This is a genomic window from Desulfobotulus pelophilus, assembly GCF_026155325.1.
GTDB lineage: Bacteria > Desulfobacterota > Desulfobacteria > Desulfobacterales > ASO4-4 > Desulfobotulus > Desulfobotulus pelophilus.
In genome coordinates, this window is sequence record NZ_JAPFPW010000010.1 from 136,455 (window position 1) to 152,631 (window position 16,177).

Genomic DNA, 16,177 nt, shown 5'->3' on the forward strand with positions numbered 1-16,177 from the left:
ACCAGAGTACCGCATACCTGATCGGATAAAGAAAACTCTTTGGTTCTATCCAAACAAAAGTGCCGGGAACATAACAGCCCACCATAACCTCAGGATTGTGAAGATCCCATGAATCTGCCCGACGAAAAAAAAACGTTACAATCTCACTGGTTCAGAAAAATGCCCCTTCTGGTTCTTCTGCTGATGATCATCCTTGTGATTGCCGTGGCCATGGCGGTGTCACGCAAAGGGGAAAGGCTGGCTGCGGAACGCAGCACGGCATCCGATCAGGAAGAAACGGGAACCAATGTGGTGGTTCTGGTTCTGACACCTTCCCAGATCAGTGATCGTATCAACCTGCCCGGCATCATCAGCCCCTGGGTACGCCTCACCGTCAGCGCGGAAGTTGCCGGAAAGGTGGATGCCAGACTGGCAGAAGAAGGGCATCATCTTACCAAAGGCACTCCTCTGTACCGCTTGGATGAGAGGGACTACCGCACCAGCTACCATGCGGCCAGAGCCGCCTTTGAAACGGCCAGAGCATCCCACAGCCGCCTCAGGGAGCTGCATGATGAGCAACTGACCAGCCGCTCCATTCTGGATACGGCTGTGGCGGAACTGGAACGGACCCGCTCTGCCATGGAAACGGCCAGACTTCAGCTGGATCGCTGCCTCATTGAAGCAGGCATGGATGGCATTCTCAACCGCATGCTGGTGGAACCGGGCCAATTTGTGGCTGTGGGCGATCCTGTGGCTGAAATTCTCCAGCTTAATCCTGTTAAGGTTACCGTTGGCATTCCCGAATCCGATATCCATGCCGTGCGTGAAGTGGATACTTTCAGCGTGCGTATGGATGCCCTCGGAGGCCGTATTTTCTCCGGCACCCGGCACCGGTTTTCCCGATCCGCTGAGGGCATGGCAAGGCTCTACGATCTGGAGATCCGCATTGAAAACCCGGATGACGTGATTCTTCCGGACATGTTTGCACGGGTGGATATTGTCAAGCAGAGCCGCCCCATGGCCCTGACCCTGCCCATCTATGCGGTCATTTCATCGGGAGGTACCCATTCTGTCTTTGTGGAGAGCCGGGGCCGAGCCGAAAAACGGGACGTTACTCTGGGTATGCAGGAGGGATGGCAGGTGGAGATTCTTTCCGGCCTGACAGCAGGCGAAAGGGTTGTTGTGGTAGGCCAGAGAGATATCAGCCACGGCCAGGCACTCCGCATCATTAAAGAAATCCATGATACCGGGGAACTCTGATCCATGATCATACCGAGAACGGCTGTCAAAAAACGCACTACAGTGATGGTTCTGCTCTTTCTTCTGCTCATCTTCGGAGCCTACAGCTACAACACCCTGCCCCGGGAAAGCACGCCGGATATTTCCATACCCTATGTGTTTGTTTCCACCCCCTATAAAGGAGTAGCTGCCGCAGACATTGAAACCAGCATCACCATACCCATTGAAAAAAAACTCCGGGGCATGAAAGGCGTCAAAAAGGTTAAGTCCATCAGCTCAGAAGGCCTCTCCCAGATTAACATTGAGTTTCTTCCCAATACGGATATCAACGTTGCCCTGCAGGATGTACGCAACAAGGTGGATGAAGCCAAGGGTGAGCTCCCAACAGATCTTGAGGATGATCCGGCGGTTTTTGAGGTCAATTTTTCCGAATTTCCCATTGTTATCTTTTCCCTTTCCGGAACATCGGGCATTGCCCGCTTAAAGGAAATTGCCGATGACCTCAAAGATGCCATAGAAACCATACCCGGCATTCTTGAAGTGGACATCATCGGCGGGCTGGAGCGGGAAATAGTCATCGAAATAGATCCGGACAAACTGGCCTATTACCGTATACCCATCACCGCTTTTCAGGATGCGGTTGCCAGAGAAAACATCAACACCTCCGGTGGTGCCATCACCCTTGGCCATGGCCGGTATCAGATTCAGGTTCCCGGAGAATTCAGCACACCCGAAGAAATCCTCATGCTGGTGGTGGCTACTCAGGAAAACCAGCCCATTTACCTGAAAGATGTGGCAAAAGTTCTGGACGACTTCAAGGAAGAGACCAGCCGTTCCCGCATTGACGGCAGGCCTTCGGTGAATATTTCCGTAAAAAAACGCTCTGGTGAAAACATTATTGAAATTACGGAAACCATCGACCGGCTCATTGAAAAGGAAAGCCAGACCTGGCCGGAAGGTACGGATATCACCAAAACCATGGATGCGGCCAAGGACATCCGCTCCATGGTGGCCGACCTGGAAAACAACATCCTTTCCGGTCTGGTTCTGGTGGTACTGGTCCTTTTCTTTGCCCTTGGCGGCCGCAATGCCCTTCTCGTGGCCATGGCCGTACCCTTTTCCATGCTCATCACCTTTACCATACTGTACGCACTGGGCATTACCCTGAACATGGTGGTGCTGTTCAGCCTGACACTGGCCCTGGGGATGATGGTGGACAATACCATTGTCATCATCGAAAACATCTACCGTTTCATGGAGCAGGGCGTACCCCGCTTTCAGGCAGCCATCCGCGCCAGTGAGGAAGTGGCCTGGCCCATCATCGGTGCCACCCTCACCACCCTTGCGGCCTTTCTGCCCCTTCTTTTCTGGCCCGGTGTCATGGGCGAATTCATGAAGTACCTGCCCCAGACCCTGATCATCACCCTTTCATCCAGTCTGTTTGTGGCTCTGGTGATCAACCCGGCACTGGCCTCCTTCTTCATGCGGGTAAAGGGCAGAAAAGAAACACCTGAAAACGATAAGCTCAACGGGGTTTCCATTCCCGATGGAGGAGAAGAACCCATCCGCATCCGCGGCCCCATTCTGAGAACCTATCAGGAGCTCATGGAAACGGCACTGGACAACCGCATCACCATGATCATTACGGCCTTTCTGATACTGGCCTTCTTCTTCATGTTCTGGCTGCTCCGGGTGGGGCTGGAAAGACCGGTGGAATTTTTCTCTTCGGTGGACCCGCGAAACATCTACGTTAACTTCCGCATGCCGGAAGGTGCGGATCTGGAATACATCGACCATGTGGTAAAAAGGGCGGAAATGGCCATTGCCCGTAAAGAATTCAGCAGTGAGAACCCCCTTGAACCCATTACGGATGAAAGCTATGCCAAAGCCCTGAGTCCCCGTATCCACACCACCCGCACGGGCAGCACATTTTCCGGCCCCAGCGATTTTGATAACATTGAGCACATCTATGCAGAAGCCGTATCCGGCCCTACCATGTCCGGGTTCGGCGGCAGCAGCCCCACCCACATCGGCATTCAGTTCATTGATCTGGAGGAACGGAAAACCCCCTCTCCCCGGACCCTGGAAGCCATACGCCAGCGGGTACAGCACATACCCGGCGCCTACATCACCGTACAGGAACAGGATGAAGGCCCTCCCACGGGCCCGCCCATCAATATTGAAATTTCCGGAGATGATTTCAGGGTGCTGGGCTCCCTTGCCCGTCAGGTAGAAGAACTGATCAGCAAAGTACCCCATGTCCGGGATGTGGAAAACGACTATATCGAATCCATTCCTTCCATCGAAATCCGTATCGACAGGCAGAAGGCCGCCCTTTTCGGCCTGTCCACGGCTTCCATCGGGTCTGCTCTGAAAACAGCCTATAACGGGATGGAGGTATCCACCTACCGGGAAGGAGATGAGGATTACGACATTACCGTTCGTCTGCCTGAAAAAGACAGAAAGGGCAGCGAAGTTCTGAAAAAACTCATGATCGCAGCCCCCTCCGGCCAACTGGTACCCCTGAGTACACTGGCCGAATTCCGCTATTCCGGAACCATGGGTAATATTGTACGCATCAATCACGAGCGTGTGGTAACGGTAAAAGCAGCCATAGACGAAACCCGGATGCCCGGTGCCACAGCACGGCTCTATGCGGAAAAACTGATGAAAGAAGTTCCCATGCCCCATGGCTATACCTACCGGTTCACCGGCGAGGAGGAAGAACAGCAGGAATCCCAGGAATTTCTTTCCAAAGCCTTTCTGGCCGCCCTGCTCTGTATTTTCCTCATCCTTGTCAGTCTTTTCAATTCCGTTACCCAGCCGGTGATGATCATGACCTCCGTTATTCTTTCTCTGGGCGGTGTGTTTCTGGGGCTTACGGTTTTAAATCTTCCCTTCGGTATTATCATGAGCGGGGTGGGTGTCATCTCTCTGGCTGGTGTGGTGGTGAACAACGCCATTGTTCTCATAGACTACATCAACAGACTGAAAGACAAGGGCTATGCCGTTCGGGATGCGGTGATTGCCGGCGGTGCCACCCGCCTGCGGCCCGTGCTGCTGACGGCCATCACCACCATTTTAGGGCTGATTCCCATGGTAACGGGTATATCCTATGACTTCAGAAACCTGAGCCTTTCTCTTGTCAGTGAATCTTCCCAGTGGTGGCGGTCCATGGCCATTGTCATCATCTTCGGCCTGATGGTATCCACCTTCCTCACTCTAGTTGTGGTGCCGGTTCTGTACTCCCTGATCCACAGTATTCAGGAAAAATGGAAGCGGGTTGTGGGGAAAGCCACTTTATAGGTTGGGATCATCAGGCGTGCTCCCCGTGCTATCGGATCACATGCCCCCCGCTCCCATCCAGTTCCCCCTCCGAAAAGAACAGGCGGGAGAAACCCGGCATGGGGGCGGGGAAGACCGGTTCGAGTGCTGAACCGGGGCGGGACCTCCCCCATCCCGCCGCAGCGGGTAGCCCGCAGGGATGTTCAGCAATCCATATCATCAAAATCCAAAGGGCTTCTTTTTTCTTTGATGGTCGTGGAAATAACCGTGTGAGTATAGATCATGGTAGTACGAATATCGCTATGCCCCAGAAGTTCCTGTATGGTACGCAAATCCACATTGGCCGCCAGAAGATGGCTGGCAAAGGAATGACGGAAGGTATGGGCGGAGGCGCGTTTCAAAAGCCTTGACTTTCTCACGCCCATTTTAATCGCCTTCTGCACATGGGTTTCATGGAGATGATATCGCCTCTGCTCCCCCGTATCCGGCACAAGGGTCAGCTCTCTGGACGGAAAAACCCACTGCCAGACAAGCTCCTTCGCCGCACCGGGGTATTTACGCTCCATGGCGGAAGGCAGAAAAACCCCTGCATAGCCTGCGGCAAGATCTTTTTCATGTTTTTCCACAACACGATCCAGCTGATCTTCCAGCTCTTTTTTCAGTTTTTGGGGTATGGGAACGGTGCGGTCTTTCTTTCCTTTTCCATCATGAATGGTGAGAATCATGGCATCAAAGTTGAGATCCTGCACCCTCAGCTTCATACATTCGGAAAGCCTCAGGCCGCAGCCATAAAGAATTTTTACTATCAGATCAAATGGATACCTAAGGTTCCCCAGAACGCGCCACACCTCTTCCCTAGAAAGCACTACAGGAACATAAGGCTTTCTTTTTACCCGCACCACCCCCTCTAGTGACCCGAATTCCCTGTGAAGCACATGGCGAAAAAAAAAGAGCAGGGCATTGAAGGCCTGATTCTGGGACGATGCCGCCACCTTTCTTTCCACGGCAAGGTAGGTAAGAAAACGCTTCACATCGTCCACATGCAACCGTTCTGGCGGTTTATGGCGGGTAAAATAGCGGAGTTTTTCGGCCCAGAGTGTATAGGCTTTCAGGGTTTTGGGAGAATACTGCCGAACCCTGATTTCATTACTCAGGGCTAAGAGGGCCTGATCCCATGGGCACGGGATTTCATTGGCCTGATTCTGGCAGCCAGCCGAATCAGGATGGTCATCCCCGCCCCTCCGAAAAAAAACGGGGGCAGGAGCGACATTGCCGGGAGGCTTCCATTCCACAGGCCGGGTATTTTCCGAAAAATCCGGATATGGCCGTACAGCCCTGACAGGCACGGCAGAAGATTCACAAGGTAGCACCATGGAAATACCGGTTTGGTATATTGTTACGGCCTGCTCTGCCTGATGAATTTGTGCTGCTGTTTGCTTTTTCTCTTGGAGCTTTTCCGCGAAAGCAATGATATTCCGGGAATCGGCATAGGAAAGGGCATTTTTTTGACAAAAATCCAGATAATAACGCAGCCACTTCAGATAGTATGGTCTTTCTCTGGGAGGAATGGCACTCTTTTCCAGAAGCAGCTGGAATTTTGCCTTAAGGGCCTCGGGAAGCCTGATCATACAATATCCAGTTTTCTTTATAATTTTAAAATCAACGTATTATCCAGTTAGAAAGACTACTACTTGACAACGGGAAGGTTGCCAAGTATGAAAATCAGATTGCAGTTGTACAGAACCACACAATAATATGTTAGCAATCTCTAGGCCTGAGAATTATGGAAATATCAGAAAGATTCATCGCAGCAGGCAGGAGCTCCTTTGTTAGGGAAGTGGCGATTCCCGTGGGGGAGGATATTGAGAAAATTTCTAAGGAATTCCCTTGTCAAGATGAAATTCTAATAGAAATTGAACACAAGCCTGAGGCTTTTCTTTCAGGCCTAGAAGCGCTAATTGGTATTGTTGTCTTCTTTGGAGGTTGGGCGGGTACTAAATTTTTAGATGAGGTGTACGATGCGAAATTTAGTCCGGCAGTTAAGGATAGGCTAGCAAAATACATTCAAAAAAGTGGAGCACATAAGAAGTACTCCCTGGCAATCTCAATTAACAAGAAAAATAGTGGTGCATCAGTATTGATATGCAGTGTTGGTTCAACTATCGAAGAAATTGAAGCTTCGGAAGCTCATATTCCCTCTGTTTTAAAAATTGCTGAAGCTTGCCTTGAGTCAGGTGCCGAAGATATTGTTCATATGTTTGTTATTGACAATGGAAATTGCAACTTTAAGCCTTTGACGTACAGCAGCTATGGGGATGCGCTCACCGGATTAAAACACATGTTTCCAGCCAAGATGCCCAGATACCTGGACAATGACGACTGCTAACAAGAAAATCATGTACGCGCGCATGGCGCGCCGGACGCCCTCCTGCGTCGGGCGCCGCATATTTTGGCGTTCGGCGGGATATCATTATGGAAACACAAAGTAATTTTATTACCAGACTGTTGCTAATGTCCGATACCACTTGGCTACGACATGCCAACCCGTGGAGTGCATGGACAAGGATCATTACATGTCTCCCGTTATTAACATTATCCCTTTGGAGTAGGGCGTGGATTGGCCGATGGTCTATACTACCCATAATCGCCGCCCTGCTATGGATCTGGCTAAACCCCAGAGTTTTTCCAGCACCAAAGTCAACCGACAATTGGGCCTCGCAAGGAGTTTTGGGAGAAAGATTTTGGCTGAACAGAAAAGTTATTCCGATTCCTCATCACCATGTTATTGCCGGCAATACCCTGCTTGCAATAAGTGGGACGGGTCTTTTTCCTTTTATCTATGGTATTTGGCAATTAAGTGTCTGGCCTACCATTTTCGGTGGATTGTTAATGTATGTGGGAAAGCTCTGGTACTTCGATCGAATGGTTTGGCTTTATGGAGATATGAAAGATAAAGTTGCTCAACATGCCACATGGCTAACACCGAACACTTATCAGGCCCCCGGCGGTCAAGAGTAAAAAGATCCGTTAACGCAAAAGATTTCTCTTACGTTCTTTGACAAGCGACTGATCAAACGTACACCATCCGGTTTCCGACTTGGGATTCAATCCTGGTTGCAGACGCATTCTGCACCAAACACTTATCGAGGCTCTGTTTTGCAGGGTTCGGTTCAATGTTCACCGATTGTCCCTGCCGCCTGGAATCACTGTCGTGCCCTTGTGCCGTCCCAATCAAAACGTCGGGGTGCGAGAACCTCTTCGCCCTGCAGTTAGGTGCGGGATCGGGGAAGGGGCAGAACCCGGCGCGGGCCGATGTGACCATCGCGCAAGCTGGTCATGAAAGCGAGGCGAATCTCCAATCAAAAGCCACTGGCGTAACGGGTGAATGGTGCTGATCCGGCCGGATACCGGGTTGTTGACCCAGAAGTTCGCGCTTACACCGTGCGGCCGTTGTTTCCAGCTGCCCGAAGGATGTTGCCAGTTAGGCGGTCAGGCTGATTCGCCCCCTTTCGCATCAGGTGCGCAGGAACTGATCCTGCTGAAACGGCACCTGATTTTTCAACATGAAATACACCGCTCGTCCCAGGCGGTGAGCCAGAATCGCCAGCGCCTTGCCTTTGCCGTGACGACTGGCCAATTTTTGCAGCATCTGTTGTGCCGTTTTATTCCCTTTGAGCATCAGCACTACAGCTTCGCCAAAAGCCCAGCGTAGATGAGCATTACCGATTTTCTTGCCGGAATGACCATAGTTTTTGCCGTTTGACTGTTTGGCCGGTTTCACCAGACGGCAATAAGAGACAAAATCCTGCACCCGAGGGAAGCGGCTGATATCCTCAATTTCATAGAGCATCACCAGCCCCAGGATGCGACCGACACCGGGAATGCTTTTAAGCAGCGCCAGACCGACCGGATCATGCCCCACGGCGATCTTTTCCAGTTGACGTTCCAGCGCTCCCAGCAGGCGCTCGTAGTGCACAATAGTCAGCAGATCGACCTCAACCATCGCCCGAACCACCGGATCGGTGAACTTGTCGAGCAGATCGCCCCGTTCACTCGGTTTCGCGATACGCCCCAGCGGTTCAGGAAGATTATACTGAGTAGCAGTATTCTGGATATGCACCAGCAGTTCCGCCTTTTTACGCGCCAGATGATTGCGGCGACGCAGCAGATCCCGCGTTGCCCGCATCGGTTTGGGATAGGTATAGGCCAGCGGAAACGAACCACCGCGCAGCAGCACAGCAATCTTGTGGGAGTCGATTTTATCGTTCTTGGCCTTGCCGCCATGAATAGCCCGCATGTAAAGCGCATGACCAAGAACAAAGTCGATTCCCTCATCGGCACAGAGATCAGCCAGCCAGTACCAGGTGAACATACACTCGCAGCCGACCACCAGATTGTCACGGAAGGGCTTGATCAGACGCAGGAAAGCCTTCGGGGTGGTTGGCAGATTGCGATGTGCGACAATCTCGCCGGTTGAATCGAGGACACAGACATACCTGGCGTCGGCGTGCAAATCGACGCCGCAGTAAAAAAGATGTTGTTTGGTGTAGAATCTCATGGTGCAGGCTCCTTTCTTTGAGGGTTTGCATTCTTCTCAAAGGATAGCGGATGGTCCGTTATCTATGGAGGGGGCCTGCACTAGTATCAAATCGCTGCAGCCGACCGTCAACCTGCTACGCGGCTGCCGGCGACTGAGCTTTAGCGTTAGCCCCTAAATGGAATGAGGAGATATAAGCATGGGACGACCAGAAATTCCAAATATGAGAACATGGCCTCGTAACTTAAGCACGAGTCAGGGCGGCGGACTTTCAACTTCACAGTATGGAGGCATGTCCACTTCTCAATATGGAGGGGCATCTACATCTCAATACGGTGGCTTATCCACCTCGCAATATGGGGGAATGTCGACGTCTCAGTACGGAGGCCTGTCTACGTCTCAATACGGCGGGTTATCCACATCACAGTATGGTGGGTTATCGACATCGCAATATGGCGGGCTTTCAACTTCACAATATGGCGGCCTGTCGACCTCCCAGGGTGGGGGCATGTCGACCTCTTCATTAAATGTATATAGAAGCAACATCCCGCCTTGGCCCTATTTTGTCAGGGAACTTGAGGCGAGAGGCTATGACTGGGCATCGGTATTGATCCGGCAATATCTTCCTGAGGCATTGTGGCCTGAAAACTTCTTCTGATAACGAGAAGATGCGGGCTAACCACTTCATGAACCGGACGAAAAATACTGGAGTGGTTCTCGAATGCATTCTATTTAACTGTTCCGGTACGTCGTCGCCGGTTATTGCTGACCGTGCATCCCGACCTGCGGTCGGAATGCACGGGGTGGCCTTTGAGCCGTTCGGCTAGTCCGTCCGCAGGCGGACGAACCAGCCTCTGGAGACCGATGCCCTTCGGGCACGGCTCAAAGGCCACCCCGTTAGCCGAGACAAACCACCAAGGAACATCTATGCCAAAGGGTCAAAGAATAATAGTCTTCCTAGCGACGTTAGCATTACTTTTGGTTTGCTATACCGTGTTCAAATCGTCCATAGACGTTCTGAACAGCAAAGGGATTGTAATTATCTCTGCTCTTATAATGCTGTCCTTTACAACTCTACTGGCCGAACACTTCTTTACACGACCAACAGACGTGGTTGCGTCAACGGTTTCGGTTTTACTGCTACTTTCTCCAATGCATTCCGATCTTAATGAAATGGGGTTATGGTATTGGATATTTTGGAGTTATAGTGCAGCACTACTTATTGTATCCCTGTTGGCTCTTTTGCTCTTGAGTCCAGAAAAATCTCCTTCTTCGCAGATAAACAAGGCGTCGATTGTATTAAAAACTATTGCTGTGCGGTTTGGTAATGGGCGATTTTTGTGGTTTTCTCTATTTGTGTTGTGTGTCATTTTTTATGTCGATAGCCAATCACCACTATTCATTGCGCTCTTCGTTTATGCATCGGTACTACTTCTTATTGACCCCAAGAAGGCAATAATTTCACTCAGCTCAATATCTAAGCGATCAGAGTCAGCCGTAGCGGAACTATTCGGCATCCAATCTTCAAGCGCCTACTTGGCAAAAGTCTACCCCGACAGCCCTCCAATAAAACGGTTTGATGTCACAGGTTTTGTATCAAATTCAGGGGGACGAGAAAGATGGCTTACAGGCCTTGTAATCGAGGCCTATGAGCTTAATGAGCAAAGATGGTTAAAGATACTAACTGATGAATCATTTGGTGAATTGGAAGATAAAACAACAGCTCCTGACTCACCCAAAAAAGGCATTGTCCACTTATTGAAGGTTGATGGTGAGCTAGATCTCGTGAGTCATTTGATCGGTACAGTTTGTGAAGGCGCAACCATTGAAAAGTTGAAGTTTGAATACGCATTTAATGTAAGTATCCAAGAGGGAGAGCTGCTGCAAGTGCGTTGTGGGGTACACAACATCCTTTACCAAGTCGTGGAAGGTACGACCGGGGCTGAAGCTTTAGACTCTCGCAATGAAGCTGGCTTCATAATTGGGGAGGCAGTACAACTCGGAATATGGAACGCAGAAACTCGCAGTTTTGATCGGTATGGATGGGTGCCGAATATGAACAGCCCTGTATTAAAGGCTGAGACAGTTGATGTGCCTGAGTGTCTTCCAAACGAATATCAAATTGGAAATATCCCAGGCACCAACTTTCAAGTATTTATAGATCGAGACACTGCTGTTACGCATCATTTAGCAATCCTTGGAGTCACAGGTTCAGGAAAGTCTGTTTTTGCTAGGAATCTAATACGACAGATTGCTGATGAGGATACAAAAATAGTATGCGTTGATTTCACAAATGAATATAGCGTGAAGTTAGCAGACTTGATAAGTGGCTCCTTAGTTAAAGGGAAAGAGGCTGAATCCATGTTTACGGCCATCGACACGATAAGTGATGAGATGGACAAGTTTGCCAATCAACGCAACAAGTCTCTAATTGCTGCAAAAGAAACCGAATTGCGCAATGGTTTTAAAGTGGCTTTGAGGCAGTTTGTTGGAAGTGATAATAAGGCAGTATTATTTGAGCTTCCCGATGTTACGAACTCTGCAGGAATACTCGAATATACGAAATGGTTTTTTAAGTCTTTATTCGAGTTAGCTAAAGCTCAAGAGCTGGCTGGGAAAAAGGTGTGCGTTGTCCTTGAGGAAGCACATACCATAGTGCCGGAGTGGAACTTTTTAGGGGTCGATGACAAACGTTCTAGCGCAGTTGTAAATAGTATTGCCCAGATTGCTCTACAAGGTAGAAAATACGGAGTCGGATTTGTTGTCATCGCGCAAAGAACCGCAAATGTTTCTAAAACTGTTTTGACACAATGTAATTCAGTTGTCGCATTTCAGCAATTCGATAGGACGAGCGCGGAATTTTTAGGCAACTACATGAGCTCAGACTATGTAGCATCCCTTACAAGGCTTAGGCCTCGCCATGCCATTGCTGTCGGCAAAGCGTTCAGTAGTGGAACTCCCATGATATTTTCTGTGCCTGAAATATCTGAGCCAGAAGCGGAAGGCGGCTAAAAAGTTGCTGCACACGGATAAATTACTCGCTACGCTCCTAATTTGCCGGTGAGCAAGGCGTTATGCGGAATGGAATTTGAGCGACTAAAGGAAAGTCCATGCCTACACTCCCTCAATTGGATGTAAAGACTAATTCTAACCATTCACCTCACGTTGCTATCCTTGGTGCGGGGGCAAGTCTGGCGGCTCTTCCAGATGGTGATAAGAATGGCCGCAAGTTGCCATTAATGAATAATCTGGTCGAGGTGGTTGGTCTCGAGTCGCTATTTGAGGAATACGGCCTGAAATATGAAGGCGAAAATTTCGAAGCGACCTATGATGCTCTGGTTTTCAGTGGGGAGTACCCTGATCTCGTTAAAGAAATAGAGTTGGCAGTAGAGAACTACTTTAGCGAGATGCAGCTGCCTGATGAAGCCACGCTGTATGACTATTTGGTTTTGGGTCTCCGTGGGAAAGACATCATCGCTACTTTTAATTGGGACCCGTTTCTCGCGCAAGCATTTCAGAGGAATATGAATGTCATCGGTTATGAGGAAATGCCCCAGATGGCATTTCTTCATGGAAATGTGGCAATAGGTGTTTGTTATTCGTGTAAAACTAAGGGGTGGCGATTCAACAGTTGCGATAAATGTGGAAATCAGTTTGAGCCGTCAAAACTACTATATCCCGTTAGTCAAAAAAACTATTCCGAAGATGAGTTCATATGTTCTGAGTGGGAAAACCTACAGAACCATATTAAGCACGCGTATTTTATTACAGTTTTTGGATATAGCGCGCCAGTAACAGATGCTGAAGCAAGAAAGCTCATGCTGTACGTATGGGCAGAGAATACAACCAGAGATCTTGCACAAATTGACCTTGTTGATATCAAACCGAGAGAAGCGGTTAAGGATAGTTGGAAGGACTTTATTGTCAGAGAAAACTATGCAATTCAAGCCGATTTCTTTAATACATACCTTTCCATTCATCCGAGGCGAAGCTGTGATGCTTTCGCAATGGCAACGCTTCAGCAGCGTCCATGGACAGACAACAATTTTCCGAAAGGTCTGTCTTTAAAACAGTTGCAAGAATGGGTAAAACCGCTGGTGGATGAAGAAAAAAATGGCCACCTTTCGGGTAAGCCTTGTGGAGAAGGAAAGTGAGAGCCTTACGCCAAAAATCGCATAACCAGGGGCTGCAGCGGACCGCTTTTCCGGCGCGGTGCGCCTCCAAATCGGCCGCTGAGCCCAGGCGTTAGCTGTCAGAAGATATAGGGAGAATTAATGGAAGTCCGAAAGCCAGAAGACAATGAGGAAGCCCGGTTGCTTTCCTTAGACGAAGGCCACTTTGCCGACCTTAAAAGCAAGCGCATCAATCCGGCAAAGCTACAACAGAGCTTCGTGGCATTTGCGAACGCCGATGGAGGAGAGTTGTTCGTTGGCGTTGAAGATCAGTCCGAGTCTGGAGAGCGAATTGTCGGCTTTTTGAATCAGGAAGAGTGCAATGGAATTTTGCCAACGCTGCTCGAAGAAACCGAACCATCTGTCGAGAACGTCGATGTCGAACTGATTGATTTTGGATCAAGGGGCCTTGTCATGCGCCTTTTTATTCCAAAGAGCCCAAAGGTTCACTACACGTCGAGCGGCGACTGCTACATAAGAATCGGCGCCGAAAAAAGAAAGATTAAGGGCGAAAGAATTACGTCACTCTCTTACAGCAAGGGCGTGTTGGTGTACGAGCGTTTAGCTGTGGATGGAATAGATTTAAACGAATTGGTAGATAGCGAGTATCTAGGCAAATACATCAGTCGTATAGGAAGCAAACAAGCACCCGCAGATTTTTTGCGAAAACAGAAACTACTGGCCAAAGCTAACGGCGAACGAGTTCCGAATGTTGGGGCGGTTCTGCTTTTCGACGAGACTCCGTCAGCATCACTTCCCACCCGGTGTTCCTTCAAAGTGTACCGACTCCTCACAACGAGTTCGGAATATAAGCGTGAGCAACTCGCTGAGATGCCCACTACCATTTCTGGCCCGCTGGAGGTTTCGGTGCGAGGGGTTTTGGAAAAGGTGGAAGCACTGTTGGAAGGGGCTACGTTTAAGGATGGAAAGAAGCTTGTAAAGTTGAAATACCCGGTCGAGGCGATTAAAGAGATTGTAGTAAATGCTGCTCTTCATCGTGATTACAGCTTAAACGATGATATTCATATCAGAATTTTCGACAACCGTATCGAAGTGTCGAGCCCCGGAAAGTTACCTGGGTTCATGACGGTCGAAAATCTTTACACCGATAGGTTTTCGAGAAACCCCAATATCAACCGCATGATTCACAACTTGCCAGATCCGCTGAATCATGACATCGGAGAAGGATTGGATACCGCGCGAAACGAACTGAAAAAAGCTGGTTTAGTACCGCCGGAATTTAAAGAGATGGAAAACGCCTTTTTGGTCACTATCCGGCATCAGGAGTTAGCGTCAATCGAGGACGTTATCACCAGACATCTCAGTGCTAATCCTGCGGATGAGATCACTAATCGCATGGTTCGTGAGCTTAGCGGCGAAGACGACATCAACAAGGTTAAGAAAGCTCTCCAAAAATTGCGGCAGGATGGAGTGATAGAGCCAGTCGATCCAAATGTATCGGCCTTCCAATTTCGGTACCGCTTGGTTCGTTCTTGAAGCTGACAGCTAACAATCGGCTGCACCGCGACCGATTTTCCGCCGCTTCGCGGCTCCAAACCGGCGCGTGAGTCGGGTGTTATATTTTTTTTAAGTTCAGCAATCAAAAGGATTCATGATGAACGTGGATAAAGCGAAAAAACGCATATTGAAACGAGTACAAAGAGGTTTCAAAGGTTATCCGCAAATATCTTTAGAATATTTTGGCAAAACGACAGATTTCGCTACCGAAGTAGTCATCACTTTTATTGCTGAAGAAAATGCTGAACCGCAAATTCAGCGATTTACGAGTGATAAAGATGTTCGTGAAGATGAATCAATTCAATCGGTATTGTTAAAAATTATTGAGCGAGCCGAAGCTGCTACGGTTTTAGAAAGTCGAGAAGTATCAGTTTGTTGATGGTTTTTCGTTGATCTTAAGCTCTCGGTCACATTAGCGTTGAGAACGAAAATATAACAAGGCGTTCAAGAGGGATTCGCAACGCGTGGCATTTTCGTTATGCTTTGATTTTATTAGTTTTTAGTGCAATGCGGAAGGTTGGTAGTTGCGTTGCTCACCCCTTAACGCGGCGATGGCGCGGACGCTTCGCGCCGCGCCATCGGGGCGGCAGATACCATCCGCATGCTGCCCGGCGCCCCGTTAACTGGGAAGGGGTCCATGAATCAGAATCTTGCGGATGAGCTGGTCACGATGATGACAGAAGACCAGCGGTTATTGCAGCAACTCTTCGATACCGGAGAACTGCCATCTGAGTCTTATCATCCCCGGATGAAAGCCCTGCATGAGCAGAATGCCTCTCGCCTGAAAGAGATTATTGGTGTTCACGGCTGGCCCAGCATTTCGCTAGTTGGGGAAGAGGGCGCCAAAGCTGCCTGGCTTATCGCTCAGCACTCCGTTTCAGATACTGAGTTCATGTCGGAGTGTGTTTCCCTGCTAGAGCATGCCGTTGCGAGAGAGGATGTGGCAGGCTGGCAACTGGCATTCCTTCAGGATCGAGTGAGGATTTTTGCCGGTGAGTCTCAATACTACGGCACTCAGTTTGATGTTGATGAAGATGGGTGGCCAACACCATTTCCCATTGAGGACTCTGCTACGGTTAATGAACGCCGCGCGCGTCTTGGGCTGAACTCCCTCGAGGAGCGCCAGGAACAAATGACTGAGCAGGAGCGGAAACGTCGTGCCAATATTGAACAAGCCAGTTAACCAAACGCGGCACTCGGACGCCCTTGTCTCCGCTTCTCTGCGTCAAGGTCGCCGGTGCGCTCTGCGTTAGCTCCAAGCTCAAGTTTTGGACTTGAGTTATCAAAACAGGTCAATTTAACTGGCCAAAAGTGGGTCAAAAAATTTGGCCATTGCCAGTTACAATAGCTCGGTAATTCAGGATACATCATGTCGATGTGTGTTTTGACACCTTTTAGTATATATTTTAAAGTATTTTTTATTAATTCATGATACTTTATTATCTAT

The 16,177-nt window shown here is 49.4% G+C and carries 12 protein-coding genes; 10 read left to right on the plus strand and 2 right to left on the minus strand.

The window, feature by feature from the left end:
* Positions 1–108 precede the first annotated feature (108 nt).
* Both OOT00_RS10015 and OOT00_RS10020 read left to right on the plus strand, forming a co-directional pair.
* Positions 109–1,239 (plus strand): efflux RND transporter periplasmic adaptor subunit, encoded by a 1,131-nt coding sequence (locus OOT00_RS10015; protein WP_265425236.1) that lies wholly within the window; start codon positions 109–111, stop codon positions 1,237–1,239.
* Positions 1,240–1,242: 3 nt separating this feature from the next.
* Positions 1,243–4,524 (plus strand): efflux RND transporter permease subunit, encoded by a 3,282-nt coding sequence (locus tag OOT00_RS10020; protein ID WP_265425237.1) that lies wholly within the window; start codon positions 1,243–1,245, stop codon positions 4,522–4,524.
* Positions 4,525–4,706: 182 nt separating this feature from the next.
* Here OOT00_RS10020 and OOT00_RS10025 read toward each other — a convergent pair whose 3' ends face one another.
* Positions 4,707–6,131, minus strand: a complete 1,425-nt coding sequence (locus OOT00_RS10025; RefSeq protein ID WP_265425238.1) for an integron integrase — start codon at positions 6,129–6,131, stop codon at positions 4,707–4,709.
* A 155-nt stretch (positions 6,132–6,286) separates the two neighbouring features.
* Here OOT00_RS10025 and OOT00_RS10030 point away from each other — a divergent pair, with 155 nt between their 5' ends.
* Positions 6,287–6,889 carry a hypothetical protein gene (locus tag OOT00_RS10030; protein WP_265425239.1) on the plus strand — a complete coding sequence of 201 codons (603 nt, stop codon included), beginning with the start codon at positions 6,287–6,289 and terminating at the stop codon, positions 6,887–6,889.
* A 125-nt stretch (positions 6,890–7,014) separates the two neighbouring features.
* Positions 7,015–7,521, plus strand: coding sequence for a DUF6653 family protein (locus OOT00_RS16450; RefSeq protein ID WP_497007257.1), 507 nt, complete (start codon positions 7,015–7,017; stop codon positions 7,519–7,521).
* A 496-nt stretch (positions 7,522–8,017) separates the two neighbouring features.
* Here the strand turns inward: OOT00_RS16450 and OOT00_RS10040 are convergent, their stop codons facing one another.
* The gene (locus OOT00_RS10040) at positions 8,018–9,061 is read right to left on the minus strand and encodes an IS110 family RNA-guided transposase (RefSeq protein WP_265425241.1); all 1,044 of its coding nucleotides are present in this window, start codon (positions 9,059–9,061) and stop codon (positions 8,018–8,020) included.
* Positions 9,062–9,239: 178 nt separating this feature from the next.
* Between OOT00_RS10040 and OOT00_RS10045 the strand changes: the two genes are divergently transcribed.
* The 6 genes from OOT00_RS10045 to OOT00_RS10070 all read left to right on the plus strand — a co-directional run bounded on the left by OOT00_RS10045 (position 9,240) and on the right by OOT00_RS10070 (position 15,913).
* The gene (locus OOT00_RS10045; RefSeq protein WP_265425242.1) at positions 9,240–9,698 is read left to right on the plus strand and encodes a hypothetical protein; all 459 of its coding nucleotides are present in this window, start codon (positions 9,240–9,242) and stop codon (positions 9,696–9,698) included.
* 269 nt (positions 9,699–9,967) lie between these two features.
* Positions 9,968–12,052 (plus strand): ATP-binding protein, encoded by a 2,085-nt coding sequence (locus tag OOT00_RS10050; protein ID WP_265425243.1) that lies wholly within the window; start codon positions 9,968–9,970, stop codon positions 12,050–12,052.
* 98 nt (positions 12,053–12,150) lie between these two features.
* Complete coding sequence (locus OOT00_RS10055) at positions 12,151–13,194, plus strand: SIR2 family protein (RefSeq protein WP_265425244.1); 1,044 nt, start codon at positions 12,151–12,153, stop codon at positions 13,192–13,194.
* A gap of 120 nt (positions 13,195–13,314) precedes the next feature.
* The gene (locus tag OOT00_RS10060) at positions 13,315–14,709 is read left to right on the plus strand and encodes an ATP-binding protein (protein ID WP_265425245.1); all 1,395 of its coding nucleotides are present in this window, start codon (positions 13,315–13,317) and stop codon (positions 14,707–14,709) included.
* A gap of 115 nt (positions 14,710–14,824) precedes the next feature.
* The gene (locus OOT00_RS10065; RefSeq protein ID WP_265425246.1) at positions 14,825–15,109 is read left to right on the plus strand and encodes a hypothetical protein; all 285 of its coding nucleotides are present in this window, start codon (positions 14,825–14,827) and stop codon (positions 15,107–15,109) included.
* Between the two features lie 258 nt (positions 15,110–15,367).
* Positions 15,368–15,913 (plus strand): DUF6624 domain-containing protein, encoded by a 546-nt coding sequence (locus OOT00_RS10070; protein WP_265425247.1) that lies wholly within the window; start codon positions 15,368–15,370, stop codon positions 15,911–15,913.
* Positions 15,914–16,177: the final 264 nt, after the last annotated feature.

What these genes read in the sequence shown, in the direction of transcription:
- OOT00_RS10015 (WP_265425236.1), top strand. Translation starts at nt 109, where the DNA reads ATGAATCTGCCCGACGAAAAAAAAACGTTACAATCTCACTGGTTCAGA.
- OOT00_RS10020 (WP_265425237.1), top strand. Translation starts at nt 1,243, where the DNA reads ATGATCATACCGAGAACGGCTGTCAAAAAACGCACTACAGTGATGGTT.
- OOT00_RS10025 (WP_265425238.1), bottom strand. Translation starts at nt 6,131, where the DNA reads ATGATCAGGCTTCCCGAGGCCCTTAAGGCAAAATTCCAGCTGCTTCTG.
- OOT00_RS10030 (WP_265425239.1), top strand. Translation starts at nt 6,287, where the DNA reads ATGGAAATATCAGAAAGATTCATCGCAGCAGGCAGGAGCTCCTTTGTT.
- OOT00_RS16450 (WP_497007257.1), top strand. Translation starts at nt 7,015, where the DNA reads ATGTCCGATACCACTTGGCTACGACATGCCAACCCGTGGAGTGCATGG.
- OOT00_RS10040 (WP_265425241.1), bottom strand. Translation starts at nt 9,061, where the DNA reads ATGAGATTCTACACCAAACAACATCTTTTTTACTGCGGCGTCGATTTG.
- OOT00_RS10045 (WP_265425242.1), top strand. Translation starts at nt 9,240, where the DNA reads ATGGGACGACCAGAAATTCCAAATATGAGAACATGGCCTCGTAACTTA.
- OOT00_RS10050 (WP_265425243.1), top strand. Translation starts at nt 9,968, where the DNA reads ATGCCAAAGGGTCAAAGAATAATAGTCTTCCTAGCGACGTTAGCATTA.
- OOT00_RS10055 (WP_265425244.1), top strand. Translation starts at nt 12,151, where the DNA reads ATGCCTACACTCCCTCAATTGGATGTAAAGACTAATTCTAACCATTCA.
- OOT00_RS10060 (WP_265425245.1), top strand. Translation starts at nt 13,315, where the DNA reads ATGGAAGTCCGAAAGCCAGAAGACAATGAGGAAGCCCGGTTGCTTTCC.
- OOT00_RS10065 (WP_265425246.1), top strand. Translation starts at nt 14,825, where the DNA reads ATGATGAACGTGGATAAAGCGAAAAAACGCATATTGAAACGAGTACAA.
- OOT00_RS10070 (WP_265425247.1), top strand. Translation starts at nt 15,368, where the DNA reads ATGAATCAGAATCTTGCGGATGAGCTGGTCACGATGATGACAGAAGAC.